Annotated in this window: 24 protein-coding genes; 13 read left to right on the forward strand and 11 right to left on the reverse strand. The window is 67.3% G+C overall.

The window, feature by feature from the left end; all coding sequences use genetic code 11:
- Nucleotides 1-12 precede the first annotated feature (12 nt).
- Together creB and creC are read left to right on the forward strand one after the other, a co-directional pair.
- Nucleotides 13-705: a two-component system response regulator CreB gene (creB, locus tag ASE31_RS14805; RefSeq protein WP_057202721.1), complete on the forward strand. Its 693-nt coding sequence runs from the start codon at nt 13-15 to the stop codon at nt 703-705.
- 16 nt (nt 706-721) lie between these two features.
- On the forward strand, nt 722-2188 hold the full coding sequence (gene creC, locus ASE31_RS14810) for a two-component system sensor histidine kinase CreC (protein WP_057202599.1): 1467 nt from the start codon (nt 722-724) through the stop codon (nt 2186-2188).
- Here the strand turns inward: creC and ASE31_RS14815 are convergent.
- Complete coding sequence (locus tag ASE31_RS14815) at nt 2185-2727, reverse strand: hypothetical protein (RefSeq protein WP_057202722.1); 543 nt, start codon at nt 2725-2727, stop codon at nt 2185-2187. The two genes, creC and ASE31_RS14815, sit on opposite strands and share 4 nt — an antisense overlap.
- A gap of 133 nt (nt 2728-2860) precedes the next feature.
- Here ASE31_RS14815 and creD point away from each other — a divergent pair, with 133 nt between their 5' ends.
- Both creD and ASE31_RS14825 read left to right on the forward strand, forming a co-directional pair.
- A complete protein-coding gene (creD, locus tag ASE31_RS14820) occupies nt 2861-4336 on the forward strand; it encodes a cell envelope integrity protein CreD (RefSeq protein WP_057202600.1) in 1476 nt (491 codons plus the stop codon).
- A complete protein-coding gene (locus ASE31_RS14825; protein ID WP_235514477.1) occupies nt 4333-4668 on the forward strand; it encodes a hypothetical protein in 336 nt (111 codons plus the stop codon). The genes creD and ASE31_RS14825 overlap by 4 nt, the downstream gene beginning before the upstream one ends.
- A 20-nt stretch (nt 4669-4688) precedes the next feature.
- Here ASE31_RS14825 and ASE31_RS14830 read toward each other — a convergent pair whose 3' ends face one another.
- The 3 genes from ASE31_RS14830 to ASE31_RS14840 all read right to left on the reverse strand — a co-directional run bounded on the left by ASE31_RS14830 (nt 4689) and on the right by ASE31_RS14840 (nt 6287).
- Nucleotides 4689-5183: a hemerythrin domain-containing protein gene (locus ASE31_RS14830; protein WP_057202601.1), complete on the reverse strand. Its 495-nt coding sequence runs from the start codon at nt 5181-5183 to the stop codon at nt 4689-4691.
- A gap of 175 nt (nt 5184-5358) precedes the next feature.
- Nucleotides 5359-5940, reverse strand: a complete 582-nt coding sequence (locus tag ASE31_RS14835) for a hypothetical protein (protein WP_057202602.1) — start codon at nt 5938-5940, stop codon at nt 5359-5361.
- A gap of 128 nt (nt 5941-6068) precedes the next feature.
- Complete coding sequence (locus ASE31_RS14840; protein WP_057202724.1) at nt 6069-6287, reverse strand: CsbD family protein; 219 nt, start codon at nt 6285-6287, stop codon at nt 6069-6071.
- A 348-nt stretch (nt 6288-6635) separates the two neighbouring features.
- Between ASE31_RS14840 and ASE31_RS14845 the strand changes: the two genes are divergently transcribed.
- From ASE31_RS14845 to ASE31_RS14855, 3 genes are all read left to right on the forward strand, one after another.
- Nucleotides 6636-8801 carry a DUF1800 family protein gene (locus tag ASE31_RS14845; protein WP_057202603.1) on the forward strand — a complete coding sequence of 722 codons (2166 nt, stop codon included), beginning with the start codon at nt 6636-6638 and terminating at the stop codon, nt 8799-8801.
- 13 nt (nt 8802-8814) lie between these two features.
- Nucleotides 8815-10260, forward strand: a complete 1446-nt coding sequence (locus ASE31_RS14850; RefSeq protein WP_057202604.1) for a DUF1501 domain-containing protein — start codon at nt 8815-8817, stop codon at nt 10258-10260.
- A 90-nt stretch (nt 10261-10350) separates the two neighbouring features.
- Nucleotides 10351-11709: an NAD(P)/FAD-dependent oxidoreductase gene (locus ASE31_RS14855; RefSeq protein ID WP_057202605.1), complete on the forward strand. Its 1359-nt coding sequence runs from the start codon at nt 10351-10353 to the stop codon at nt 11707-11709.
- A gap of 111 nt (nt 11710-11820) precedes the next feature.
- On the opposite strand, the gene ASE31_RS14860 is transcribed toward ASE31_RS14855, so the two are convergent.
- The 5 genes from ASE31_RS14860 to ASE31_RS14880 form a co-directional block, all read right to left on the reverse strand.
- Nucleotides 11821-12762, reverse strand: coding sequence for a hypothetical protein (locus ASE31_RS14860; RefSeq protein ID WP_057202606.1), 942 nt, complete (start codon nt 12760-12762; stop codon nt 11821-11823).
- A 387-nt stretch (nt 12763-13149) separates the two neighbouring features.
- On the reverse strand, nt 13150-13857 hold the full coding sequence (locus ASE31_RS14865; protein WP_082604160.1) for an ABC-type transport auxiliary lipoprotein family protein: 708 nt from the start codon (nt 13855-13857) through the stop codon (nt 13150-13152).
- Complete coding sequence (locus tag ASE31_RS14870) at nt 13857-14834, reverse strand: MlaD family protein (RefSeq protein WP_057202607.1); 978 nt, start codon at nt 14832-14834, stop codon at nt 13857-13859. Before ASE31_RS14870 ends, ASE31_RS14865 begins: the two co-directional genes overlap by 1 nt.
- Nucleotides 14834-15730 (reverse strand): ABC transporter ATP-binding protein, encoded by an 897-nt coding sequence (locus tag ASE31_RS14875; RefSeq protein WP_235514480.1) that lies wholly within the window; start codon nt 15728-15730, stop codon nt 14834-14836. Before ASE31_RS14875 ends, ASE31_RS14870 begins: the two co-directional genes overlap by 1 nt.
- A 4-nt stretch (nt 15731-15734) precedes the next feature.
- Nucleotides 15735-16862 carry an ABC transporter permease gene (locus tag ASE31_RS14880; RefSeq protein ID WP_057202608.1) on the reverse strand — a complete coding sequence of 376 codons (1128 nt, stop codon included), beginning with the start codon at nt 16860-16862 and terminating at the stop codon, nt 15735-15737.
- A 279-nt stretch (nt 16863-17141) separates the two neighbouring features.
- On the opposite strand from ASE31_RS14880, the gene ASE31_RS14885 reads away from it, so the two are divergent.
- Entirely contained in the window at nt 17142-18815 is a 1674-nt protein-coding gene (locus ASE31_RS14885; protein WP_057202609.1) for a GMC family oxidoreductase, read from the forward strand.
- Between the two features lie 10 nt (nt 18816-18825).
- On the opposite strand, the gene ASE31_RS14890 is transcribed toward ASE31_RS14885, so the two are convergent.
- Both ASE31_RS14890 and ASE31_RS14895 read right to left on the reverse strand, forming a co-directional pair.
- Nucleotides 18826-19149 carry a hypothetical protein gene (locus ASE31_RS14890; RefSeq protein ID WP_057202610.1) on the reverse strand — a complete coding sequence of 108 codons (324 nt, stop codon included), beginning with the start codon at nt 19147-19149 and terminating at the stop codon, nt 18826-18828.
- A gap of 30 nt (nt 19150-19179) precedes the next feature.
- Entirely contained in the window at nt 19180-20553 is a 1374-nt protein-coding gene (locus tag ASE31_RS14895) for an ammonium transporter (protein WP_057202611.1), read from the reverse strand.
- Between the two features lie 354 nt (nt 20554-20907).
- Between ASE31_RS14895 and ASE31_RS14900 the strand changes: the two genes are divergently transcribed.
- The 5 genes from ASE31_RS14900 to ASE31_RS14920 all read left to right on the forward strand — a co-directional run bounded on the left by ASE31_RS14900 (nt 20908) and on the right by ASE31_RS14920 (nt 25598).
- Entirely contained in the window at nt 20908-21666 is a 759-nt protein-coding gene (locus tag ASE31_RS14900; protein WP_057202612.1) for a TSUP family transporter, read from the forward strand.
- A 271-nt stretch (nt 21667-21937) separates the two neighbouring features.
- Complete coding sequence (locus tag ASE31_RS14905; protein WP_057202613.1) at nt 21938-22702, forward strand: ABC transporter substrate-binding protein; 765 nt, start codon at nt 21938-21940, stop codon at nt 22700-22702.
- 31 nt (nt 22703-22733) lie between these two features.
- Nucleotides 22734-23516 carry an amino acid ABC transporter permease gene (locus tag ASE31_RS14910; RefSeq protein ID WP_057202614.1) on the forward strand — a complete coding sequence of 261 codons (783 nt, stop codon included), beginning with the start codon at nt 22734-22736 and terminating at the stop codon, nt 23514-23516.
- Nucleotides 23513-24256 carry an amino acid ABC transporter ATP-binding protein gene (locus tag ASE31_RS14915; protein ID WP_057202615.1) on the forward strand — a complete coding sequence of 248 codons (744 nt, stop codon included), beginning with the start codon at nt 23513-23515 and terminating at the stop codon, nt 24254-24256. The genes ASE31_RS14910 and ASE31_RS14915 overlap by 4 nt, the downstream gene beginning before the upstream one ends.
- A gap of 46 nt (nt 24257-24302) precedes the next feature.
- Nucleotides 24303-25598 carry a DcaP family trimeric outer membrane transporter gene (locus ASE31_RS14920; protein WP_057202616.1) on the forward strand — a complete coding sequence of 432 codons (1296 nt, stop codon included), beginning with the start codon at nt 24303-24305 and terminating at the stop codon, nt 25596-25598.
- The last annotated feature ends 21 nt before the right edge of the window (nt 25599-25619 follow it).

Below are 25619 nucleotides of genomic sequence, written 5' to 3' on the forward strand. Positions count from 1 at the left end.
TCGCTGCGCACCATGCCGGCACGCCTGCTGCTGCTGGAAGACGACCCGGCCATCGCGCGCACCGTGGCCTATGCGCTGGAGCGCGAAGGCCTGGCGGTGACGCACAGCCTGCTGGTGCACGATGCACGCCAGCAGATGCGCCAGCAGCCCTTCGACCTGCTGGTGCTGGACGTGGGCCTGCCCGACGGTAGCGGGCTGGACCTGCTGCGCGAGCTGCGTGGCGCGCCTGCCACCGCCACCCTGCCGGTGCTGGTGCTCAGCGCGCACGGTGAAGAAATCGACCGCGTGCTGGGCCTGGAGCTGGGGGCCGACGACTACCTCGCCAAGCCCTTCAGCCCGCGCGAGCTGGGGGCGCGTGTGAAGGCCCTGCTGCGCCGCGCCAGTGCACACACTGCCGCCATCGCCACGACAGCCCCTGCGCCGCTGTTCCATGACGACGAGCCCGGCCAGCGCATCAGCCTGCGCGGCCAGGCACTGGTGCTCACGCGGCGCGAGTACCGGCTGCTGGCCTGCCTGCTGCGCGGCGCGGGTCGCATCCATTCGCGCGACGCGCTGCTCAATGCCGCCTGGGGCGACGACAGCGAGAGCACCGACCGCACGGTGGACACGCACATCAAGACGCTGCGCGCCAAGCTGCGTGAGATCGATTCCAGCCGCGAATACATCAGCACACACCGCGGCATGGGCTACTGCCTGGACCTGTAGACAAGGACTGCCGCCTATGCGCCTGGGCATCCGCCTGCTGTTCGCCTTCTTCCTGATCAACGGCATCGCTGCCTTCTTCGTGCTGCGCGTGTTCACGGCCGAGATCAAGCCCAGTGTGCGCGAGGTGATGGAGGACATGATGGTGGACACCGCCAACATCCTGGCCGAGCTGGCCAGCGATGACCTGGTGGCCGGCCGGCTGGAGGATGGCGCGGCAGGCAGTGCCTTTGCCCAGCATGTGCGCCACTACGCCACCCGGCCCATCGATGCGGCGATCTGGGGCTTTTCCAAGCAGTCGCTGGACTACCGCATCTACGTGACCGACGCCACGGGCCGGGTGCTGTTCGATTCGGAAAACCGCGCGGTGGGGGCCGACTATTCGCAGTGGCGCGACGTCGCGCGCACCCTGCGCGGCGAGTACGGCGCGCGCTCCACCCGCGACGTGGAGGGCGACGACACCAGCGGGGTGATGCATGTGGCCGCCCCCATCTACGTGCCGGGCACGGCGGCCGAGGGCCGCCGCATCGCCGGCGTGCTCACCGTGGCCAAGCCCACGCGCACAGTGCAGCGCTTCATCGACCGGGCCGAGAACAAGGTGCTGGCCAGCGGCGTGCTGCTGCTGGTGCTGTCGGCCGCCGTCGGCGTGGCCGTGACACTGTGGATGGTGTGGAACGTGCGCCGCCTGCGCGACTATGCGCTGAGCGTGCAGGGCCCCGCTGCCGGTGACCACGATTCGCCCCCCACCACGGCACTGGCCGTGCCCGAGGTGCCGGGCGAGCTGGGCGACCTGGCCCGCGCCATGGACCGCATGCGCGCGCGGCTGGAGGGGCGCGACTACATCGAAGGCTATGTGCGCGCCCTCACCCACGAGCTCAAGAGCCCCGTGGCCGCCATCCGCGGCGCCGGCGAGCTGCTGCAGGACGATCTGCCCCCGGCCGACCGCGCCGAATTTGCCACCCAGGTGGTGCAGCAGGCCGAGCGTCTGCAGCGCATCATCGACCGACTGCTGGAGCTGAGCAAGCTTGAGCAACGCCACCATGCCGATGCGCCCGTGCCCGTGGCGCTGCAGGACTGCGCGCGCGCCGCCGTGGCCCACACGCAAGGGCGCGCGGGCCAGCGCGGCATCACCCTGGCCGTCACCGGCAGCGGTGCCAGCGGCCCTTGGGAGGCCGAGCTCGTGACCCTGGCCCTGACCAACCTGCTCGACAACGCCATCGACTTCGCCCCGGCCGGCAGCCGCGTGCAGGTGGAGCTGGCCGGCAGCACCGTGGCCGTGCAGGACAGCGGCCCGGGCGTGCCCGACTACGCCCTGCCGCGCCTGGGCGAGCGTTTCTTCAGCACCGCACGGCCCGGCGGCGAGCGCAGCGGATCGGGCCTAGGGCTGGCCATCGTGCGGCGCGTGATGGCACTGCACGGCGGGCAGATGGTGGTGCGCAATAAGGCGCCGGGGCTGCGGGTGGAGCTGGAGTTCCGCAGCGACTAGCCAGCGGTGGCAAGCCGTGGCTGGGCGTTCAGGAAGTGGACCAGATCGCCGATGGTGGTGACCCGGTCGTAGAAGGGATTGGCCTGCGGGCAAGAGAGGTCGCGGCCCGCGCGCTGGGCCATATTTACAAGGACATCGTCCAGGTCTTCAGAGTCCAGCAGCAGATCGTCCTTCAGACGGTCTGTCGCACGCAGCGGCAGCACCCACCTTGCCGAGTAATAGCGCTGAAGCTCCTCGTACACCGACCGAACGACCCAGGTGTCCACCTTCCGGCAGTCGATGGCCCGGGCAAATTGGCATATGGACTCTCCCGACCGCGCCTGCACCCATTGCACCAGACGCTTGTTCTGCTGCCGCCCCTCGATGGCCACCAGAGCCCAGAGCGCCGCGGCTATCGCGCACCCAGTGACGGGATAGGCCCACAAGAAGAGCAGCAGTGAGCACAGCAGTGCCAATGCAGCCACAGCCACGAAGATGCGGCCGAGCCAAGGCATGGCGGGGCGCTGGGCCTTGGGCATGAACCGGGAAGCTCTGCGCACGGTGATCCTCCTGCAGTGGCTGAAGAAAAGCCATTCTGCCACCGGCTCCACTTCACACTGCCCTCACAAACTTCATCGCCCCCTCACACCCGCCGCCAACACTGCCTCCACCTAATTCCATGTGGAGGATCTCTTGAAATACCCCTTGTTCACCAAACTGGGCGCACTCGCGGTCATCGTGCTGCTGCTGCTCATCGGGCTGGGCCTGATCGAGGACGTGGTGCGCGACCGGCAGCGCTACCGCAGCATGACGGCACAGAGCGTGGCCGACAGCCTGGCCGGGCCGCAAACGCTGATGGGCCCGATGATCCACAGCGCCTGTGTGGAAAGCTGGGACGTGGAGACCGGCAAGGGCGAGGAGCGCCGCACCGTGGAGCAGCGCCGCGAGTTTTTGCTCACGGCCATGCCCGAACAGCTCAAGGTGGTCACCGGTGCCGCAATGGAAGAGCGCGCGCGCGGCCTGCACAAGGTCAACACCTACAACCTCAAGTCGCACGTCACCGCGCAGTGGGGGGCGCTCACCAGCCTGCAACCGCAAAGCACCATGAAGGGCTCGCGCATGAACTGCGGCGCGCCCATCCTGATGGTGGCCGTGGGCGATGCGCGCGGCATCCGCACGGCGCGGGTCACGCTGGGCGAGCAGGCGCTGGTGCTCAAGCCCGGCACCTTCCACCCCACCTACACCCGTGGCCTGCATGCCGGCCTGCCCGAGTCGGTGCGCGGCCAGGCCACAGGCCTGACCGCCACGCTGGACCTGGAGCTGGTGGGCACGGAGCGCCTGGCCATCGTGCCGATCGGGGGCAACACCGAGGTGCAGATGAGCAGCAGTTGGCCCCACCCTTCGTTCTCGGGGCAGTTTCTTCCGTCCGAGCGCGAGGTGACCAAGGCAGGTTTCACCGCCCGCTGGCGCCTGTCCTCGCTGGCGACCACCGCGCAGAAAGACATTGCCGACGGCAAGCGGGTGTGCGTGAACAGCGGCGGCGGTGGCGACGACAGCAGTGAGTACGCCACGGGCAACGCCACCCCGCGCGAATGCGCCGAAAGCTTCAGCGTGGCCTTCGTGGACCCGGTCAACCCCTACACACTGGCCGATCGGGCCACCAAGTACGGCGTGCTGTTCATCGCCCTGACCTTCGTGGCCGTGGGCCTGTTCGAGTTGATGAAGAAGCTGCGCGTGCACCCGGTGCAGTACCTGCTGGTGGGCAGCGCGCTGTGCAGCTTCTTCCTGCTGCTGGTGAGCCTGTCGGAGCACCTGCCGTTCGGCATCTCCTACGGCGTTGCGGCAACCGCCTGCGTGCTGCTGCTGGCCTACTATGCAAGCCACATGCTGGGCAGCCTGGCGCGCGGCATACCGCTGGGTGCGGGGATCGCGCTACTGTACGGCCTGCTGTACGTGCTGCTGCAGCTGGAGCAGACGGCGCTGGCCGTGGGCTCCATCGCCCTGTTCCTGGTACTGGCCGCCGTGATGGTCCTGACCCGCAAGGTGAACTGGTATGGACTGACCTCACCCGCCGGCACGCCCCGCCCACCCCTGCCGCCACGGGAGCCACCCAGAGTGCCCCCGCCCCACTCGGGCCTGGCCACCCCCACCCAGCCAGGGCGTCCATGATGCACAGCACCGAGCAGCCCACCACCTCGCCCGCATTGGCCTGGGCACACCACCTCAGTGCCGAAGCCACCACCCACCCGGCACCGGACCTGTCGGACGCGGAGGCCCGGCGTGTGCAGCGCTACCGCGACCAGTTGCTGGCGGCCCTGCAGGCGCACGACCGTGCCGCGCTGCACAGCGCCAAGCAGGCCGTGCTGCGGGCAGCCTATGGCCCGCTAGGCACATCCGGGCCACCCGCCTCGGCGGCGCTGCGCTCGGCACTGCGGGATCTGTCTTGGCACATGGCGATTGTGCTGCTGCCACGCCATCCCACCAGTGCGCTGAGCCACTGAGGTCCGCGCCGTGCCAACGCTCAGGCTGGCACGGGCTGGGCCGAAGGCGAGCAGCTGGCACTGCCGCAGCCGTGCACCAGCCCCTGGGGCAAGGCCTCGGGGGCCTTCACCACACCGGTGGCCGCGTCGAACCCCACGCGGCGCAGGTGCAGCGCCAGGGCAGCATCCATGCTCTGCGCGTGCTGGGGAAACCACAGCGCCAGTTCGCCGGCCATCATGCGCAGCACCTGCAGCTCGCCCCGGGCGGCACGCTCAGCCCCTTCGCGCATGACCTGCAGCACCACCTTGTGCTGCATGCTGTGGCAGTTGCCCGCTGCAAAGCGCGTGCCGGCCATCCACTGGTCTTCCATGCCGAAATGCTGCTCGGTGTGGGCAATGAGCGCCTGCCAGCGCGCCAGCAGTTGCGCATCGTCCGAATGCTCCACCCGCGCCAGGAGCTCGACGAACTCCTCATGGGTCTCGTCCATCAGCGGCAGGTCCAGTGCCAGTGCGTCAGACCATTCCAGTGCTGCCATGTGCCGTTCCGTTCTTGCAAGCCAATTGAAGGGCCAGCTTAGAGGCGCAAGGCAAGGGCCGCTTTGATGCAGGTCAGACACCATGGCGCAGCTCCATGACAAAGCCCCGCACGGGGCGGGGCTCGGTGGAGCACCATCGGCCCTGAAGGCCGTGGTGCGGGGGCTGGCCCGAGATTTAGCTCTGGCCGTACATGCGCTTGGCGTCGTCCACACACTTGGACTTTGCATCACCGCTCATGGCGTCGCAACGCTCCTTGGCGGCCTTGTAGTTGGCTTCGTTCTTTTCGGCCGATGCGTCCTTGCGGGCTTCTGCGACCTGGGCGCCCTTCTCGGCGGCATTGTCGGCAGGCTTGGCTGCGGCCTTGGCCACCTTGGCGTTTTCCTTGGCGGTGGTGTGGGCTGCCTTGGCATCCTTCACGCACACGTCCTTGGCATTGCCCTTCAAGTCATCGCACTTTTCCTTGGCCACATCGTAGTCGGCGTCGGCACGTGCCATGCGGGCCTTGTTCGTGGCCTTGTCGGAAGGCTTGTGCTGGGCATCCAGTTCGGCCTTGGCCACGTTTTCGGCGCCCTTGGCTTCCTTGACGCAGATGTCCTTGGCGTTATCCTTCAGGGTGTCGCAATTGGTCTTGGCAGCCTTGTAGTCGGCAGAGATCTTGTCCTTGGCCGTCTTGTACTCGGCGTCGGTCATGGCCATCGCGGAAGTGGCCAGCAGGCCGGCGGCGATAGAGGCGATCAGGGTGCGTGCGAATTTCATGGTTTTCTCCTCGGGGTCTCAGGGGGTGTCTTGTAGGGGTGCTGAAAGAGCGTTGTGCATTCGGTAGCCCGCCAACTGCAGGGCCTTGGGCCCTGGAGGGTTCTGGCTACCGGTGCGCCAAGGCCATGTCAGTCGTTGAAGCGGAAGTCGGGATGGCGGGTTTGCCAGTCGCTGAGCTGCTTTTCGGCGGCGTCGCGGGCAATGCCCTGGCGCTCCTGCAGCTTGCCCAGGAACTGCTCGCGCTTGCCATCGATGACATCCAGGTCATCGTTGGTGAGCTTGCCCCACTGTTCGGTGATCTTGCCGGTGAACTGCTTCCAGTTGCCCTTGATGGTGTCTTCATTCATGGTGTGCATCCTCGAAAAATTCGCTTCAGCCATCCACTCGGATTGCGTGGAACACTTGCGTGATGCGATGGAGAGACTGTAAGAACGAGTCCGCCTGCGGCGCGTAGTCCGCACCGTGGAACCCACGTCGGCGCACGCCTACGGGCATGCCGGACAAGCACCCGCTAAAGCAGCCTGGGTGTTTCAATCGTTGAAAAAGCGGGTGTTGCTGCTGCGCATCGCGCCATGCGGCCCTCTCCTCTGTAAGAGGCCAGCGCGTTTCTTTTGGTAACGCTTACTGTCGGGTAGGGAATGCCACTTTTGTAGGAGGTTGCCTACACTTCTGTACAAATCTTCACAAAAGTCGCTATGACACACGCCCACGAAGCATCCGATGCAGCCTTGGCAGCACCGCTGCCCGCCCGCACAGCCTCCTCTTTGTCGCCGGCCGATGCAGCGCCAACAGCATCGGACTCCGCGGGCGCTCCCTGGCTCAAGCTGTCGGCGGCAGCCGCCGCCAGCGCGGCCCTCGCGGCCTGCGGCGGCGGCGAGGCCGAAGCCGAGGCCCCCCAGGCGCTCAAGCAGGCCGACAACGCGCCCCGCATGCCCCTGCTGGGCGACATGGGCGGCTCGGGCTCCTTCCGGTCGGACCAGGCGGCCAGCCGCACGCCCACACCCGACGAACTGATGGACTGGGCGGAGATGGTCTTCCCGCAGTACTTCGACTCGCACCAGGCCACAGTGACCAGCGGCACGCTCGTCTTCCGCTACTACGGGGGCACGCGCAACTACCTGGGTGTGTACCAGGGCAACGTTGTGGTGCTGGGCCCGCCCACCAACAACGCCGTGGTCAACGTCGGCGCGCTGGCCAGCTTTGGCGATGCGGTCTTCTCCAGCGGCCGGCCGCTCAACGACCAGGACGCTGCTCGCTTTCTGCTGCAGGCAGGGTTCGCCGCCACCACGCAGGACATCGCCACCGTCCGCTCCATCGGCTTCGACGCCTGGCTGAACTCGCAGTTCAACGCCCCCATCGGCATATCGGGCTGGGAGTGGCTCAACCAGCGCGGGTATGCGGCGGTCGACAATTCCACGGCCTACTACGACAACACCTATCCGGGCGACTGCATGATCTGGTCGCAGCTCATGACATCGCCCGATGGCCTGCGCAAGCGGGTCGCGCTGGCGCTGTCGGAGATCTTCGTGGTTTCGCTCTCGGGCCTGGACTTCAACTGGCGCAGCCACGCCATCGCGCACTACTGGGACACCCTGGTATTCCATTCGTTCGGCAACTTCCGCAACCTGCTGCAGGACGTGTCGCTCAACCCCGCGATGGGCTACTACCTCAACACCCGGGGCAACCAGAAGGAGAACACCGCCACGGGCCGCCAGCCGGATGAAAACTATGCGCGCGAGGTCATGCAGCTCATGTCCATCGGGCTGGTCATGCTCAACATCGACGGCACCGTGCGCCGCGACGGCGCGGGCCAGCCCATCGAAAGCTACAGCCAGTCCGACGTGACCAACCTGGCGCGCGTGTTCACGGGCTACGACTACAACCAGTCGCTGAACCAGCAGGGCACCGTGCCCGGCACGACACGCACGGTGCCCAACACGGCGTTCACGCGGCTGCCCATGTCTCTCAATGCCTCGCTGCACTCCAACCTGGCGGTCAACTTCCTGGGTGCCTCCATTCCGGCCAATACGCCCGGTGCCGCGGCCCTGGCCACGGCGATGGACACCTTGTTCTACCACGGCAACGTGGCGCCGTTCATCTGCAAGCAGCTGATCCAGCGGCTGGTTACCAGCAACCCCTCGCCGGCCTATGTGGCGCGCGTTGCCAGCGTGTTCAACAACAACGGTGCCAGCGTGCGCGGCGACATGAAGTCGGTGGTCCGCGCCATTCTGCTCGACGACGAAGCGCGTTCGTCCGCGGGACTCACACAACCGGGCTTCGGCAAGCTGCGCGAGCCCATGCTGCGCCTGGTGCAGTGGGGCCGCACCTTCAACATCAGCTCCACCTTCGGCAGCTGGAAGATCGGGGACACCAGCTCCGCCAGTTCGCGCCTGGGCCAGAGCCCGCTGCGCTCACCCTCGGTGTTCAACTTCTTTCGGCCCGGCTATGTGCCGCCGTCCACGGCCCTGGCCCAGAGCGGTGCCGTGGCGCCAGAGTTCCAACTGGTCAACGAAAGCAGCGTGGGCGGCTACCTGAACTACATCCAGGGCGTGATCCGCAATGGCATCTACGTGAACGCGCCCGACCTGCCCAACAACGGCAGCAATGCGAACAACGGCTATGACATCAAGGCGCTGTACACGCATGAGATGGTGCTGGTCGTCGACCCCGACGCCCTGGTCGCGCGCATCAACCTGCTGATGTGTGCGGGCCAGCTGTCGGCCGCCACCGTGAAACTGATTACCGATGCGATCAAGGCAACACCCGTCACGGCCGCGAGCACCGACGCCGTCAAGCTCAACCGCATCGCGTCGGCGATCTTCCTGGTCATGGCTTCGGCCGAGTACCTCATCCAGAAATAAGAGGACGCGCGCCATGCACCTGCTCCAACCCGAACTCCACACCCGCCGGGCCTTCCTGCGCCGCAGCGGCCAACTGGGCCTGGCCGGCACCGCCCTGCCCTTTGCGCTGAACCTGGCCGCCATGGGCGAGGCGGCCGCCTTCACCGCCACCGACTACAAGGCCCTGGTCTGCGTCTTCCTCTATGGTGGCAACGACTATGCCAACACCGTGGTCACCTACGACGACCCGAGCTACCTCAAGTACAGCGCCATCCGGGGCGGCAATGGCCTGGGTGGTGGCGGCATCGCCATCCCCAAGGCGGAGCTGGCGGCGACGCTGCTCAACCCCACGGCCGGCCTGCCCGGTGGGCGCCAGTACGCGCTGCACCCTGCCATGTCGGGCCTCACGGGCCTGTTCAACAACGGCAAAGCCGCCGTGCAGCTCAACGTGGGCCCGCTGGTGGTGCCGCTGACCAAGGCACAGTACAACGGCTCCAACCGCAGCCTGTACCCGCTGCCGCCCAAGCTGTTCTCGCACAACGACCAACAGTCGGTATGGCAGTCGTCCTCGCCCGAAGGCTCCACCATCGGCTGGGGCGGCAACATCGGCGATCTGGCCCTGTCGTCCAACGCCAATTCGCTGTTCACCTGCATCTCGGTCACGGGCAATGCGGTGTTCCTCTCGGGCGACTCGGCGCTGCAATACCAGGTGAGCACGAGTGGCGCGATCCCGATCAATGGCGTCAAGAGCAGCGTCTATGGCTCCACGGCCGTGCGCTCGGCGCTGACCAGCCTGATTCAGCAGACCAGCAGCCAGACGCTGGAGAACGAATACAACAAGGTGACCACGCGCGCCGTGACCTCCGAATCGCTGGTCACCACCGGCATTGCGGGCGTGAACCTGGCCACGCCCTTCCCCGCCAACAACGGCCTGGCGGACCAGCTCAAGATGGTGGCCCGCCTGATCGGCGCGCGCGGCACCATGGGCACCAAGCGCCAGGTGTTCATGGTCTCGATGGGCGGCTTCGACCTGCACGACAACCTCATCTCCCAGCAGCCCGGCCTGATGCAGCGCCTGAGCGATGCGATGACCGCCTTCCACAGCGCCACGGTGGAGCTGGGCATTGCCGACAAGGTGACGGCCTTCACCGCCTCGGACTTTGGCCGCACGCTCAACTCCAATGGCGATGGATCCGACCATGGCTGGGGCAGCCACCACCTCATGGTGGGCGGTGCCGTCAAGGGCAAGGCCTTCTACGGCTCGGCCCCCCCGGTCAGCAACACCAGCACCGCCGCACCCGATGACCAGTGGCACGTGGGCCAGGGCCGCCTGCTGCCCAGCACCTCGGTGGACCAGTACGCCGCCACGCTGGCCAAGTGGTTTGGCGTGAGCAGCACCGAGATCGCCAGTGTGTTGCCCAACCTGAGCCACTTCGGCGGTGCCGAATACCCCGTGGACCTCGGCTTCATGAACGCTTGAGCGGCCACGCCGTCACAACGCCCCGCACGCTGCAACGCCTGCGGGGCGTGCCTTTCCGGGACCCCACTGCAGACTGCCCATAATGCAGCCATGAGCAGCATTCCCAACACACCCATCCGCCCCCGGGTCGTCATCATCGGTTGCGGGTTCGGCGGGCTGGAGGCGGCGCGCGCGCTGCACGGCAGCGCCATCGACGTCACGGTGGTCGACAAGACCAACCACCACCTGTTCCAGCCACTGCTCTACCAGGTGGCCACGGCCGGGCTCTCGGCACCGGCCATTGCTGCGCCCATCCGCCACCTGTTTCGCAAACAACCCAACGTGACCACGCTGCTCGGCGAGGTGGAGCGCATCGACGTCGCGGCACGCAGCGTGCTGCTGCAGGGTGGCGATGCCCTGCCCTACGACCACCTGATCGTGGCTGCTGGCGCCACCCACAGCTACTTCGGCCGCGACGACTGGGCACCCTTCGCGCCCGGCCTCAAGACCCTGGACGACGCCTTCGAGATCCGCCGCCGCATCCTGCTGGCCTTCGAAGCCGCAGAGCGCGAGAGCGATGCAGTCCGGCGCGCCGCCTGGCTCAACTTCGTGGTGGTGGGCGGCGGGCCCACAGGGGTCGAGATGGCCGGCACTCTGGCCGAGATCGCGCGCCACACACTGCCCGGCGAGTTCCGGCACATCGACCCGGCCAGCGCGAAGATCATCCTGCTCGAAGGCGGCACGCGCGTGCTGCAGGCCATGCCCGAGGCCCTGAGCCAGCGCGCCAAGGAGCAACTGGAAAAGCTGGGCGTGGAAGTGCGCGTGAATGCGCGGGTGACGGCCATCGATGCCACCGGCCTCACGGTGGCAGGCCCCGCCCCGGGCGCTGACCCCACCGCCACCAGCTACACGATTCCCAGCCAGTGCATCGTCTGGGCTGCAGGCGTGGCGGCTTCGCCTTTGGGCCGGCTGCTGGCCGAGGCCACCGGCTGCACCACCGACCGCGCCGGCCGCGTGGTGGTCGACCCTGACCTCACGCTACCGGGCCATCCCGAGATCAGCGTGGTGGGCGACCTGGCCGCCGCCAAAAGCCATGTGCCCGGCCAGGAACCCACACCCGTGCCCGGGGTGTCCCCCGGCGCCAAGCAGATGGGCCGCGCCGCCGCCGCCAACGTGCTGCGCCGCCTGGCCCAGCAGCAGACCCAGCCGTTTCGCTACCGCGACTACGGCAACCTGGCCACCATCGGCCGCAACGCAGCGGTGGTGGACCTCACCTCACCGATCGGCCCGGTGCGCTTTTCAGGCTACTTCGCCTGGCTGTTCTGGCTCTTCGCCCACGTCTACTTCCTGATCGGCTTTCGCAACCGCCTGGTCGTGCTCATGGACTGGGGCTGGGCCTACTGGAGCTTTGCGCGCTATGCGCGTGTGGTGACGGGCATCGAGGGCGCAGCGAAAAGAGTCCGTGAATGACAAACGGGCCCCAAGGCCCGCTCATGCAAACCAGCCTCGCCAGGCGGTACCTTTGCGCAGGAGCCTACCCTGCGCTGGTCGACGCCGCCTGGCGATGCCGGAACCGGATGCTCAGTATCCGGCGCCGGTGGCCAGCGGCAGGAAAGTGTCCACCGCTCCCAGCACGGCAGGCGCGCCGCCCACCTGGGTGTAGCTCAGCTGGCCATTGCTGATCGACAGGATGGTGCCCGTGTCGCGGTAGAAACGGTAGTACTGGTTGCCGTAGGTCAGCGAAGGCGAGAACGAGGGCTTGAACAGCGTGGGGAAGGTGTCTTCCGCGTAGTTGAACAGCCGGTCTTCCGAACGCGTGACCACCGCCTTGAACGGCGCCAGGCCGCCAGCTTGCCCCAGGCCCGTGAAGTCCATCACGTAGCTGATGGAGCCGGTCGACGGATCGACCTTGAACAGCTTGGTGAATGCCGCGCCGTACAGGGTGTTGCTGTCGCCTTCGGCCAGGCCATAGACCGAGGTCGCCAGGCCGAAGCTGCCGACGTTGGCCGACTGCTGGTTGTTGCGCAGGTTGACGATGCCGAGCGAGTCGTTCTCGCCTGCAAAGAACAGACGGCCATTGAGGTAGGCCAGGTCACCCGCCGATTGTGCGGGCAGCGTGCCGACCACCGTGGCCTGCGCGGTGGCGGGGTTGACCTGGTAGAGGTTCTTGTTGACGGCGGACGCAGCGTACAGCTTGCCGCTGCCATCGAAGGTCAGTGCATTGGCGGTGCTGATGCCGTGCTTGCCGAGCAGCACGGCACTGCCATCGGCGGCCAGGCGGTACAGCGAATTGAAGGTCAGCACGTAGAGGGTGCCCGCCGCGTCGGTGGCGATGTCGGTGATGGAGCCATCGACCGTGGGGCGGGACACCAGGGTCAGGGATTTGGCGTCCACATCGACCAGCATGATCTTGCCACTGTCCTGCACGTAAAGCTTGTCACCAGCCCAGGCGGTGGTGGCAGTGGCGGCGAGGGCGATGGTGGCGGCACAGGCGGAGCGCAGCAGCGATGGCTTGAAGAACATACGGGAAATTACCTCGGTAATGAACGTGGATCGGAGCCCGCTGCGGGCCGCGATGGCGGCATGCCATCCGGCGCTCCACTCGCAGGCGAAGGGGAACACAAGGGCTGGAGGCGGTGGCGGGCGATGGGCTGGCCATGGCAGTGACCCACCGGGAGCCAGGCACCCAGGGAACGCATTGGCGGTCTGCGGGCCCCGTACCGGACAGCCTGCCTCGTTGCAGCCCGACAAGAGATTTGCGCAATCCCGAAGGCCGTCAACACGTTCAGGCACATTATGGAAGAGCACCGAAGGCTTCAACACCCTACCTGAGTAGGGGTGCTGCAACCATCCGTAACAAGACTGGCTTTGGGGGTGCGACGGTGCGGGTGCGAGTCCGGTTCCTGCGGCTCAGCGCCCCACCTGTTCTAGCCATTCGTCCAATTCGCGCGCCGCCTGGTTGGTGGCGTCGGCCAGTGCCCGGGTGCCGCCGGCCGCATCGGCCGTGGCAGCGGGGCGTTGCACGATGAAGACACGCTGGCCCACCAGGTTCTCGCCCAGATGCGTCGGCTCGGCAACGGTGGCACGCAGGCGCACCAGGCCGGCGCTTTCTGCGGCGCTGGTGAACACCTGGCTGAACTCTTCGAGCTCCAGGCGCAGCACGGTGGGCCGCTTGTTCGCCACACGGGCCTGCACGGCCGCGTCGCTGGTGCTCAGGATGGCCCGGCGCAGGCCCAGGTGCTCGCGGATGCGCTGCTGCACCAGCACGGCCGGGGGCTGGCTCCAGCGTGCTGCGGCATAGGGGCGTGGCTGCTGGGCATCGGAGTAGGCCAGCCGGTAGAGCACCGACGTGCTGCTTTCGGGCATACCGGTGGACTCCACATCCGCCAGGGCCAGCGGCGCCAGCGGGGCCCGGCGGTCGCTCGGGGCCGTTGCCATGGCACCGGGGCCGAAGTCGTACTGCACCGCCCGCGTGGGCGGGCCGGGCAGGGCCGAGCACCCGGCCAGCACGGCAGCGGCGCACACCAGGGCGGCGCCCCGGCGGGCCAGGCGCCCCGAGACAGTGCATTGGATATCCAGCATGGCGATGTACTCCTTGAATTCGTCGGACGGCGGCATCAGCGCGCGGCGCCTGGTGCGGCAAAGCCCTCTTCGCCCGGACCAGGCGGGATGCGGCCCGAGCCATAGATGAACGACTGCGGGTTGTCGCTGACGCTGTTGGCGGCCCGGCCGATCTGGCGCGCGGTGCGCGACAGTTCGTCGGCCGCACGGGTGACGCGCGGCAGCGTGTTGCTGCCCAGTGCATCGGCCGCGCGCGTGAGCGCCTGGGTGCCCTGGGTGATCTGGTCGATGGGGCCGCCTTCAACGGTGAGACGCTGGTTGGTGGCGTTGATGCCTGCGGCCATGTCCGACACACTGGTGCCGGCCTTCTGCAGCGACTGCAGCGTCTGGCGCGCATCGCCGGCCAGGGCCGGCAGCGACGCCAGCGCCGGGTCGAGCCGGGTCTGCACCGTGGTGTCCAGCCGCTTGGTAAGGGCGTTGACGCTGCCGGCCACCTGGCCGATGTTGCCGATGGCGTCGGTGAGCAGCTTCTGGTTGGTGTCGCCCAGCAACTGGTTGATGCGGCGCGTGGCCTCCTCCACCTGGCCCAGGATGGCCGGCGCCTGCTCGGCCAGGCGGCCAAACGGCGAAGGCTTGAGCGGCAGGCGCGGCAGGCCGCTCGGGCCCGGGGGCAGCTCGGGGTAGGGCGCTGCGGCATCGTCGAGCTGCACATGGGCCAGGCCGGTGACGCCCTGGTAGCCCAGCACGGCGAAGGTGTTGGGGCTGATGGGCGCCTGCTCATTCACGGCAATGCGGATCAGCACATTGCCACTGACCTGGGGATCGAAGCCGATGCGCGTGACCTTGCCCACGGCCACGCCCTTGTATCGCACCGTGGCCTGGGGCTGCAGGCCGCTCACACCGTCCTTGGTGGACAGCTCGTACTGCTCGTAGTTGGCGTTGTCGCGCGTGAGCCAGATGGCCAGCCCTGCCAGCATGGCGGCCACCACGATGACGAAGATGCCGGCGGCGAGTGCGTGTGATTTGTTTTCCATCAGGCGTCCTTGGAAGTCTGCGTTGGGGCCGCGGGCGGCTGCTCGGGCAAGCCCGCCAGGGGGGCCATGGCGCGCTGGCCACGTTCACCCATGAAGAATTGCTCGACGAAGGGGTGTTTGAAACGCGCCACTTCAGTCGGCGGGCCAGTGACGACAACCTTCTTGTCGGCCAGCACGGCCACGCGGGTGGACAGGGCAAACAGGGTGTCGAGGTCGTGCGTGACCATGACCATGGTGAGGCCCAGCGCCGCATGCAGCTCGCGCAGCAATGCGCAGAACTCGTCGGCACTGCTCGGGTCGAGCCCGGCGGTGGGCTCGTCGAGCAGCAGCAGCGGCGGGTCCATGATGAGGGCGCGCGCCAGGGCCACGCGCTTGACCATGCCACCGGACAGATCGGCCGGCATGCGGCTGGCGTGCTCGGGCTTGAGGCCCACCATCTGCAGCTTGACCAGCGCGGCATCGCGCACCAGATCGTCGGGCAGGGTGCCCTGCTCGCGCAGCGCGAAGGCCACGTTGTCGAGCACGTTGAAGGCCGAGAACAGCGCACCGTGCTGGAACAGCATGCCCACCCGGCTGGCAGCACCTTCGCGCCCCATCTCGGAGGCCGGGCGGCCGAGCACGGTGACCGTGCCACGCGCGGGCCGGGCCAGGCCCAGTATCTGGCGCAGCAGCACCGTCTTGCCCGTGCCCGAGCCCCCTACCAGCGACAGCATCTCGCCTCGCTGCACGGTGAATTCAAGGTCCTGGTGCACGGCGAAGGCTTCGCTGCCCTTGCCGAACACGCTCCACAGGCCCTTGACCTCAACCACGGGCGGTGTGCCCGAGGGCACGGCCAGCGCCTGGGGCGCGTTGCTGCCTGCGGCGTTTGGCGGGGTGGCGATGTCGGCGGTACTCACGGCGTCAGATCCCGATGCTCTTGAAGGCGATGGCAAACAGCGCATCCACGATGATGACCATGGTGATGGAAGTGACCACCGATGCGGTCGTGCCCTCGCCCAGGCTCTGCGTATTGGGCTTGACGCGCATGCCCCAATGGCAGCCGATGAGCGCGATGCAGGCACCGAACACCACCGACTTGGCCATGGCCAGGCCGAGGTTGCCCACCTTCACGGCAGACGGCAGGGCCTGCACAAAATACGCGGGAGAAATATCCATGGCCACATCGGCCGCGAGCATGCCCCCGGCCAGCGCCGCCAGCGTGGTCCACACGCTGATCAGCGGCATGGCCAGCGCCAGCGCCAGGGTGCGCGGCATCACCAGCCGAAAGCCGTGCGGGATGCCCATGACGCGCATGGCATCGAGCTCTTCGGTCACACGCATCACGCCGATCTGCGCGGTGATGGACGAGCCCGAGCGCCCCGCCACCAGGATGGCCGCGAGCATGGGGCCCAGCTCGCGGATGAGGGAGATGCCCAGGATGTTGACGATGAACGATTCGGCGCCGAACTGGCGCAGTTGCAGCGACATCAGGTAGGCCAGCACCACCCCGATGAGAAAGCCGACCAGGGCTGTGATGGGCAACGCCGTGGCGCCCATGCGGTACAGGTGGCCGGACACGTCGCGCCAGGGCCCGCGCTGGGGGGCACGCGCCAGGCGCAGCAGGTCGAGCACCAGCTGTCCCACCATTTGCAGCATGTGGCGCGCGTGGTCCACACCATGCAGCACCAGCAGGCCCAGGTGGTCCACTTCACGGGCTAGGCTCCAGGGCTCGGGCGGCGGCGGCTCGGCCACGGTGAACTCGGCCACGCGTTCCAGGATGTCACGCTGGATATCCGTGAGCGCGAGGCGCTTGGGCCACGCACGTCCCCAGTGGTTCCAGAGCAATTGGGCACCTACATGGTCCAGCCACTGCAGGTCGCGCAGATCCCACCCGACCTGGGCACTGGACTGCTGCGCCTGCAGCTGTGCGGACAGTGCCTTCCATTGCCGGCGCGTACCCAGCTCAGCCGCGCCCCAACGCCCATGCAGCAGCAGCTCCGGGCCTTCGGAGGTGTCGGTGCGGGCAATGCGCGGAGCAAGGTCGGTCATGAAACGGGCGGCGCAAGCCACCAGCAAGGAGGTAGGGGAAGCATGGTAGCGGAGCCCATGGCCCGCAGGTAGGACAAGCCCTTGCGTGCAAGCACGACACGGGCCCGAATGCTTGCAATTATTATCAAATTGCGTGCAATCGCAACCGCTGCAAGCCACACCAGCTACAAACTTGCTAGCAAGCCGCGTTTACCCCCTCGACACCACCACTGCGGTCCGCACAATGGCGCCGACCCTTCCGATCAACCCGCGACACCCTTCTGCCACACCGTTATTCCCATGAGCGACACCACGTTTGACCACATCATCATTGGCGGCGGCACAGCGGGCGCCCTGCTGTGCAACCGCCTGAGCGCCGATGGCCGCCGCCGCGTGTTGCTCATCGAAGCGGGTCGCAAGGATGATTACCACTGGATACACATTCCCGTGGGCTATCTGTATTGCATTGGCAACCCGCGCACCGATTGGCTCTACAACACCGAGCCCGACGCGGGCCTGAACGGCCGCACCCTGCGCTACCCGCGCGGCAAGACACTGGGCGGCTGCAGCAGCATCAACGGCATGATCTACATGCGCGGCCAGGCACGCGACTACGACCAGTGGGCCGAGCTGACCGGCGATGCCAGCTGGCGCTGGGACAACACCCTGCCCCACTTTCGCCGCCACGAGGACCACTGGCGCCTGGATCAGCCCGGCGACGTGAACGAAAACTTCAAACGCCTGCACGGCAACAAGTCCACCGGCAGCACCGGCGAGTGGCGCGTGGAGAAGCAGCGCCTGCGCTGGGATGTGCTGGACGCGTTCTCCAAGGCCGCGCAGCAGGCCGGTATCCCGGCCACCGAGGATTTCAATGGCGGCGACAACGAGGGCGTGGGCTACTTCGAGGTCAACCAGAAGAGCGGCTGGCGCTGGAACACGGCCAAGGCCTTTCTGCGGCCCACCTGCTACGGCCGGCCGAACTTCGAGATGTGGACCAACGCGCAGGCCACCCAGCTGATCCTCGAAACCCAGCCGGACGGCACACGCCGCTGCACCGGCGTGAAGGTCTGGGACGGGCACGAGATGGTGACCGCGCACGCCACCGGCGAGGTGATCCTGAGCGCCGGGGCCATCAACTCGCCCCAGCTGCTGCAGCTGTCGGGCATCGGCCCTGCGGCCTTGCTCCGGCAGCACGGCATCGATGTGGTGCACGACCTGCCGGGCGTGGGCGCCAACCTGCAGGACCACCTGCAGATCCGCGCGGTGTTCAAGGTCAACGGCGTTCCCACGCTCAACACCATGGCCAGCTCGCTTTGGGGCAAGGCCAAGATCGGGCTGGAATACGCGATGAAACGCAGCGGCCCGATGAGCATGGCCCCCTCGCAACTCGGCGCCTTCACGCGCAGCGACCCCGGCCAACCCTGGCCCAATATCGAGTACCACGTGCAGCCCCTGTCGCTCGATGCCTTCGGCGAGCCCCTGCACAGCTTCCCGGCCTTCACGGCCAGCGTCTGCAACCTCAACCCCACGAGCCGGGGCACGGTGCAGATCAAGAGCGCGGACTTCAATGCCGCGCCGGCCATTGCGCCCAACTACCTGAGCACCCCCGAAGACCGGCAGGTGGCCGCCGACAGCCTGCGCGTCACGCGCCGCATCGTCGCCCAGCCCGCCCTGGCCGCCTACCAGCCCGAGGAGTGGAAGCCCGGCGTGCAGTTCGAAAGCGATGAGGACCTGGCGCGCCTGGCGGGCGACATCGCCACCACCATCTTCCACCCCGTGGGCACGACGCGCATGGGCCGCGCAGATGACCCGATGGCGGTGCTTGATTCGCAACTGCGCGTGCGCGGCATTGCCGGCCTGCGCGTGGTGGATGCCGGCGCCATGCCCACCATCACCAGTGGCAACACCAACTCACCCACGCTGATGCTGGCCGAAAAGGCAGCCGAGTGGATCCTGGCGGCGCAGAAGGCGTGAGCCTTCGAGTTCAGCGGATGCCACCGACATAGCGGGGCACCTCGACCACCGGTGCAGGCACGAGGCGCTGGCGCACCGCCTGGCTGGCGGTCTCCAGCAAGGGGCGCCGTTGCGGTGCGGGGGCCGGTTCGTGCACGGCGCGGTCAAGCCGTTCGGCCCATTCGGCGAGTTCGGGCACGCCGTCTTCGACCGCGTGCTGGCGCGCGAAGCGCACGATCTCCATCGCGTACTCTGCGTTGGCTGCCATCCACTCGGTGTCGGTCACCCGGCCGGTCTTGCGGCGCAGCAGCACGTGCAGGTGCGCTGCGATGGCGAGTTTGTCGCTGTCCTGCATGATGGTGAACTCCTCAGAACATTGGGAGGCCTACTGACCCAGGCGTTCCCGGTGCTGTGCAATATCCAGGCCCGTCTGTTCGCTTTGCTCGTCCACGCGCAGGCCGAGCACGAGGTTGGTGATCCACAACAGCAGCGCGGTGCCCACCAGGCTGAATGCCATCACGGCCCCCACGCCGATGGCCTGGGTCCAGAGGCTGCCTGCGACACCACCGACCGTGCGGCTGGCCAGCACACCCGTGAGCAGCGAACCCACGATGCCGCCGATGCCATGCACGCCGAACACGTCCAGCGAATCGTCGGCTCGCAGCAGGCGCTTGAGCCCTGTCGCGCCCCAGTAGCAGGCCAGGCCCGCCACCAGCCCGATGACCACGGCCGAACGCAGGGTGACAAAGCCGGCGGCAGGCGTGATGGCCACCAGGCCGGCCACCAGGCCCGAGCACAGGCCCAGCAAGGAGGGGCGACCGCGCATGACCGCCTCGCCCAGCATCCAGGACAGCGCGCCTGCGGCGGCGGCCACATGGGTGACGGCCATGGCCAGCCCCGCCCGGCCATCGGCTGCCACGGCAGAGCCCGCGTTGAAGCCGAACCAGCCCACCCAGAGCATCCCCGCACCCACCATGGTCAGGCCCAGGTTGTAGGGCTCGAAGGGCTCGCGCCCATAGCCGCTGCGCCGCCCCAGGAACCAGGCGCACACCAGGCCGGCCACGCCGGCATTCACGTGCACCACGGAGCCCCCGGCAAAATCGAGCGCCCCCATCTGCGCCAGCCAGCCGCCCGGCTCCCAGACCCAGTGCGCCACGGGCGCATAGATGAACACCGTCCACAGGCTGATGAACAGCAGCATTGCGGAAAAGCGCATGCGCTCGACCACCGCCCCGACCAGCAGCGCCGCCGTGATGATGGCAAAGGTCAGCTGGAACATGGCGTAGACCGACTCGGGGATGGCCGGAGCCACGTGGCTCACCGACAGCTTGCCGGCCGCCAGCTGGAAGTCGAACCCGGCAAATGCCATGCGCTCGGTACCGCCCAGCCAGGCGCTGCCCGGCGTGAACGCCCAGGAGTAGCCGATCGCAAACCACAGCAGGCTCACCAGCGCGGCAATGGCGACCACGCTGGCCATGGTGTTGAGCACGTTCTTGCGGCGCACCATGCCGGCATAGAACAGGGCGATGCCCGGCAGCGTCATGAGCAGCACCAGCGCCGTCGAGGTCATCATCCAGGCGGTGTCCGCGGCATTGATGGCCTCCTTGGCCACGAGGCCGGGGCGCGTCAAGGGAGCGGGTGCCGGTGCGGCTGCCGTTGCGGCGGCCTCGGGGGCGGGCGCTTGCGCCCAGACCGTTGCGGTGCAAAGCCCGAGGCACAAGGCCACGACCGTGACGAACCCATGGATGACTGCCCGCATGTGGAAGCTCCCTTTTCGCAATTTGTTACAAGGCACAGTGCACAAGGCATGCCAAGCAAAAAATCGCATTTGGGGCAGTCAGGGCGTCTTTCGGCCCGTTTCGCCCCCCAAAAGGGGGCGGGAAACCCCCAATGCACCAAGCGGGTGCCGCCGTTACAGTACCGTCACTCGAAAGCGCGCCCTGGTGTGCTGGACGAGGGGCCGAGGAGACATCCCTACAAGCAACAACCCAATAAAGCACCCAACGAGGTGCACCCCCTTTTCAGGCGCTGGCAATCCCAGCGCCTTTTTTCTTTCCGCTCGGGGAATGCCTTCGCTACCAAAACTGTAGCTGGGTGGGTGCGAAAATAGGGGATGGAATGGATTTTCATCACCCTCGCCTCGCTGCTGGCAGGCTTCGTGGACGCGATTGTGGGCGGCGGCGGCCTGGTGATGGTGCCAGCACTGTTCGCCGCATTTCCCCTGGCACCTCCTGCCACGCTGCTGGGCACCAACAAGGCGGCGGGCGTCTGGGGCACGGCCATGGCCACCTGGCAGTACAGCCGCCGCGTGCAACTGCGCTGGAGCGCCCTGCTGCCGGCCGCAGCCGCCGGGTTTGCCGGCTCGTTCGCAGGGGCCTGGGCCGTCACAGTCATCTCGCCCGAGTTCCTGCGCCGGCTGCTCCCCCTGGTGCTGCTGGGCGTGCTGGCCTACACCCTGGCCAAAAAGGACATGGGGCGCCACCACACGCCGCGCTTCGCCGGGCGCGCTGAAATAGTGGCCGCCAGCCTGATCGGTCTGGCCATCGGCTTCTATGACGGTTTCTTCGGGCCGGGCACGGGCAGCTTCTTCGTGTTCCTGTTCGTGCGGCTGCTCGGGTACGACTTCCTCAATGCCTCGGCGTCGGCCAAGCTGCTCAATACGGCCACCAACGTGGCGGCCATCGCCCTGTTTGCCGCCAAGGGCCATGTCTGGTGGCATTTTGCGGTGACGCTGGCCGTGGCCAATGTGGTGGGCAGCCTGATCGGCACGCACATGGCGCTCAAGCACGGCACGGGCTTCGTGCGCGGCATCTTCATCGTGGTGGTGGGGGCGCTGATCCTCAAGACAGGCTACGACGCCTTTCTGCGCTGAGCGCGCGCTGCAAAGGGCGCCCGCGCGATTACCAGCACTTGGAAAAGTTCGGGAGCCTTCTCTAAAACCTGTTGTGAATTGGCCTACAACCGGCTTTTGTAGGGCGCCCCCTGTGGCGGCAGAAAAAGACCGCTCCTTATAATTGGTGACTATTTCGTGACGCCTGACATCGCCATCCGCGATGGCTGCGGACGCATTTCCCGAGCCTCCGGCCTGCCTACCCGCATGCCGGATTTTTTGTACCTGAAATACCCCGGACAGGACCCATCCCATGCAATTGTTCAAGGCTGTAGCCACCGCCCTCGCGCTCTGCGCCGCCTTCTCCGCCCAGGCCCGGACCCTGGACGAGGTGAAGAAGGACGGCAAGATCCTCATCGCGACCGAAGGACAGTTCGCCCCATTCAACTTCTTCAGCGGCACCACGCTGACCGGCTTCGAAGTGGAGACGGCCGAGCTCGTGGCCAAGAAGATGGGCCTCGCCATCCAGTGGAAGACCCTGGGCTTCGACGCCCTGCTCACGGGCCTGCGCCAGGACCGCTGGGACCTGGTGATCGCCTCCCACGGCATCACCGAAGAGCGCGCCAAAGCAGTGACCTTCACCGAACCCCATTACTGCTCGGGCGGCATGATCATCGCCATGGACCCGGCCATCAAGAGCGCCAAGGACCTGGCCGGCAAGGTGGTGGCCGTGCAGACCGGCACCAGCTACCTGGAGAACGTGCAGAAGGTCTCGTCGATCAAAGAAATGAAGAACTTCCCCACCGACGTGGATGCCCGCAGCGCGCTGAACTCGCGCCGCGTGGACGCCTGGGTGACCGACCGCTTCGTGGCCAAGGCTGTGGCCGAGAAGAACCCCGGCGCCGGCTTCAAGCTCGGCGACATGCTGTTCATCGAGCGCATCGCCGCCGCCGTTGCCAAGGGCAACAGCTCGCTGGCCGGCGGCTGGAACAAGGCGCTGGCCGAAGTGATGGCCGACGGCAGCTATGCCGCATTGTCCAAGAAGTACTTCAACGAAGACGTTCGCTGCACCAACTGAGCAAGCCCGCTTGTAATCACCAGGGGTTTTCATGCTCACTGCCCTTTGGCCCGAGCGCTGGTCTCGCCAGCAGCGCAGCAATGCCACGCTCGTCTCGGCCGTCGTCCTGATGGTCCTGGCGCTGGCGCTGCTGGGCCGGTTGCTCTCTTTCCTGCCCGAGCCCATCGGCCCCAACGCCCAGGCGTTCTCTGACGGCGCACGCACCACGCTGTGGCTCACCCTGGTGAGCGGCAGTGTGGGCCTGGTGCTGGGCACCGGCGCAGCCCTGGCCCGCACCTCGCGCCTGACGGCCGTGCGCTGGGTGGCCGGCTTCTACATCTGGGTCATCCGCGGCACGCCGCTCTTGGTGCAGATTCTGTTCGTCTACTTTGCGCTGCCGGTGCTGGTGCCGGGCCTGAACCTGCCCGACTTCGCGGCCGCCGTGCTGGCCTTGGGCCTGAACGTGGGGGCCTACAACGCCGAGGCCATCCGCGCCGGGCTGCTGGCGGTACCGCGCGGCCAGACCGAAGCCGCCAAGGCCCTGGGCCTGGGCCGCTTGCATGTTTTCCTGGACGTGGTGTTCCCGCAGGCCTTCAAGATCTCGCTGCCACCGCTGGTGAGCAATTTCGTGGCGCTGCTCAAGGATTCGTCGCTGGCCTATGCCATCGGCGTGGTGGAACTGACCAACGTGGGCAACCGCATCCAGTCGGCCACTTTCCAGCCCATCGCCACCCTGTCCACCGTGGCCATCACCTACCTGCTGCTGACCACCCTGGTCACGCAGATCTCGAACGCCGTGGAATACCGCTTCGACGTGGAAGGCCGCAACCAATGATCCGGCCCACGCCCTTCATCGTGGTGGACCGCGTCTGCAAGTCCTTTGGCACCCACCAGGTGCTGCGCGACGTGTCCACCGTGTTCAACACCGGCGAGGTCACCGTGATCATCGGGGCCTCGGGCTCGGGCAAGAGCACCCTGCTGCGCGCCATCAACCGGCTAGAGCCCCACGACTCGGGCCGCATCACCATCGACCGGGTGGAAGTGACCGATGACATGGCCACGCTGCAGCGCCAGCGCAGCGAGGTCGGCATGGTGTTCCAGCAGTTCAACCTGTTCGGCCACATGAGCGTGCTGGACAACGTGACGCTGGCGCCCCGGCGCATCCGCCACACACCACGCGCCCAGGCCAACGAGCAGGCCATGGTGCTGCTGCGCCGCGTGGGCATGCAGGACCATGCACACAAGTACCCGTGGCAGTTGTCGGGCGGCCAGCAGCAGCGGGTGGCCATTGCGCGGGCGCTGGCCATGCAGCCCAAGGTGATGCTGTTCGACGAGCCCACCTCGGCCCTCGATCCCGAGATGGTGCAGGAGGTGCTCGACGTGATGCGCGAGCTGGCCAGTGGCGGCATGACCATGATCGTGGTGACCCACGAGATGGGCTTTGCCCGCGAAGTGGCCGACCGCGTGATGTTCTTCGACCAGGGGCGCATCGCCCACGACGCGGCGCCCGCCGAATTCTTCAACAACCCCGCCAACGACCGCATCCGTGCCTTCATCGGCCGCATGAGCGCCTGAGATCCAGGCCCGTGCCATGCCATTACCAGCCCCTACCGGAGTGACCATGAAACTGAACCACACGTTCCTCGCCCTGCTGGCCGCCGGCCTGTGCAGCCTGCCCCCTGCGGCCTTCGCGCAGTCCGCCAAGGACTTCGAAGAAATGCGCAACGAGCTCAAGGCCCTGCGCGCCGAGCTCAACCAGCTCAAGGCCCAGCAGGCCCAGGCGCCCGCCGCCCCTGCGGCGTCGGCATCGGCCTGGAACGACCGCATCGAGGCCGTGGAACTCAAGCAGAAGGACGCCGTGGTGCTGGGCGACATTCCGGGCAGCTTCCGCCTGCCGGGCAGCGAGACCTCGATCCGCGTCTACGGCTTTGCCGAGGCCAACATGGTCAAGGATTTCAAGGGCACGGCCCCCGGCGACAATTTCACGAACCTGATGGAGCAGCCCCTGGGCGAATCGCGCCAGGGCAAGAGCAGCCTGACCGCGCAGACTTCGCGCTTTGGCTTCGAGACCTCCACGCCAACTTCCATCGGCACCTTCAACACCAAGATCGAGGCCGACTTCTACGCCTATTGCGGTGCCGAGTGCAACCGCAACCGCCTGCGCCTGCGCCACGCCTACGGCGAATACGCTGGCTGGCTGATCGGCCAGACCTGGTCAACCTTCATGGACACGGACAACCTGCCCGAGACCGTGGACTTCAACGGCCCGCCCGGCGCCACCTTCCGCCGCCCCGCGCAGATCCGCTACACCTACAACAACCCCGATCTGGCCAAGTTCCAGTTCGCGCTCGAAGAGCCCACCGATGGCGCCAAGGGCCTGAACTTCGTGGCCCGCGTGGACAAGGCCTTCGACTGGGGCAACGTGAACGCCCGCCTGCTCTCGCACGAGCAACGTGTCGACGGATTCAGCAAGCGCGGCCTGGGTGTGGGTATCGGCGCCGGCTACAAGATCACCGGCACCACCACGCTGATGGCCCAGTACACGCGCCTGGATGGCGATGGCGATGGCGCCTACCTGGTGGGCGCGAACTACCCCGTGCTTGACGGCAGCACCGTGCGCCTGGACCGCTCGCACGGCGTCGTGATCGGCCTGAGCAACGTCTTCAGCGAGAAGATGCGCGGCACCGTGTCGCTGGGCGCCGTGCGCTCGCGCCACCGCCTGGGCGACGACTACGTGAACGCCTACGGCGGCGAAGGCAACCACAAGCTCTACCAATGGCACGCCGGCATGTACTACCTGCCGATCAAGAACGTGGAACTGGGCAGCGAGCTGATCGGCGGCCGCCGCACCACCTTCGACGGCCAGAAGGGCGACATGCTGCGCCTGAATCTGCAGGCCCGCTACCTGTTCAATTGATCCACGGCGCCCCTTGCGCCC

It is taken from the genome of Acidovorax sp. Root217, assembly GCF_001428645.1.
Lineage (GTDB): Bacteria > Pseudomonadota > Gammaproteobacteria > Burkholderiales > Burkholderiaceae_C > Acidovorax.

What these genes read in the sequence shown, in the direction of transcription:
- creB (WP_057202721.1), top strand. Translation starts at nt 13, where the DNA reads ATGCCGGCACGCCTGCTGCTGCTGGAAGACGACCCGGCCATCGCGCGC.
- creC (WP_057202599.1), top strand. Translation starts at nt 722, where the DNA reads ATGCGCCTGGGCATCCGCCTGCTGTTCGCCTTCTTCCTGATCAACGGC.
- ASE31_RS14825 (WP_235514477.1), top strand. Translation starts at nt 4,333, where the DNA reads ATGATGCACAGCACCGAGCAGCCCACCACCTCGCCCGCATTGGCCTGG.
- ASE31_RS14830 (WP_057202601.1), bottom strand. Translation starts at nt 5,183, where the DNA reads ATGGCAGCACTGGAATGGTCTGACGCACTGGCACTGGACCTGCCGCTG.
- ASE31_RS14835 (WP_057202602.1), bottom strand. Translation starts at nt 5,940, where the DNA reads ATGAAATTCGCACGCACCCTGATCGCCTCTATCGCCGCCGGCCTGCTG.
- ASE31_RS14840 (WP_057202724.1), bottom strand. Translation starts at nt 6,287, where the DNA reads ATGAATGAAGACACCATCAAGGGCAACTGGAAGCAGTTCACCGGCAAG.
- ASE31_RS14845 (WP_057202603.1), top strand. Translation starts at nt 6,636, where the DNA reads ATGACACACGCCCACGAAGCATCCGATGCAGCCTTGGCAGCACCGCTG.
- ASE31_RS14850 (WP_057202604.1), top strand. Translation starts at nt 8,815, where the DNA reads ATGCACCTGCTCCAACCCGAACTCCACACCCGCCGGGCCTTCCTGCGC.
- ASE31_RS14855 (WP_057202605.1), top strand. Translation starts at nt 10,351, where the DNA reads ATGAGCAGCATTCCCAACACACCCATCCGCCCCCGGGTCGTCATCATC.
- ASE31_RS14860 (WP_057202606.1), bottom strand. Translation starts at nt 12,762, where the DNA reads ATGTTCTTCAAGCCATCGCTGCTGCGCTCCGCCTGTGCCGCCACCATC.
- ASE31_RS14865 (WP_082604160.1), bottom strand. Translation starts at nt 13,857, where the DNA reads ATGCCGCCGTCCGACGAATTCAAGGAGTACATCGCCATGCTGGATATC.
- ASE31_RS14870 (WP_057202607.1), bottom strand. Translation starts at nt 14,834, where the DNA reads ATGGAAAACAAATCACACGCACTCGCCGCCGGCATCTTCGTCATCGTG.
- ASE31_RS14880 (WP_057202608.1), bottom strand. Translation starts at nt 16,862, where the DNA reads ATGACCGACCTTGCTCCGCGCATTGCCCGCACCGACACCTCCGAAGGC.
- ASE31_RS14885 (WP_057202609.1), top strand. Translation starts at nt 17,142, where the DNA reads ATGAGCGACACCACGTTTGACCACATCATCATTGGCGGCGGCACAGCG.
- ASE31_RS14890 (WP_057202610.1), bottom strand. Translation starts at nt 19,149, where the DNA reads ATGCAGGACAGCGACAAACTCGCCATCGCAGCGCACCTGCACGTGCTG.
- ASE31_RS14895 (WP_057202611.1), bottom strand. Translation starts at nt 20,553, where the DNA reads ATGCGGGCAGTCATCCATGGGTTCGTCACGGTCGTGGCCTTGTGCCTC.
- ASE31_RS14900 (WP_057202612.1), top strand. Translation starts at nt 20,908, where the DNA reads ATGGAATGGATTTTCATCACCCTCGCCTCGCTGCTGGCAGGCTTCGTG.
- ASE31_RS14905 (WP_057202613.1), top strand. Translation starts at nt 21,938, where the DNA reads ATGCAATTGTTCAAGGCTGTAGCCACCGCCCTCGCGCTCTGCGCCGCC.
- ASE31_RS14910 (WP_057202614.1), top strand. Translation starts at nt 22,734, where the DNA reads ATGCTCACTGCCCTTTGGCCCGAGCGCTGGTCTCGCCAGCAGCGCAGC.
- ASE31_RS14915 (WP_057202615.1), top strand. Translation starts at nt 23,513, where the DNA reads ATGATCCGGCCCACGCCCTTCATCGTGGTGGACCGCGTCTGCAAGTCC.
- ASE31_RS14920 (WP_057202616.1), top strand. Translation starts at nt 24,303, where the DNA reads ATGAAACTGAACCACACGTTCCTCGCCCTGCTGGCCGCCGGCCTGTGC.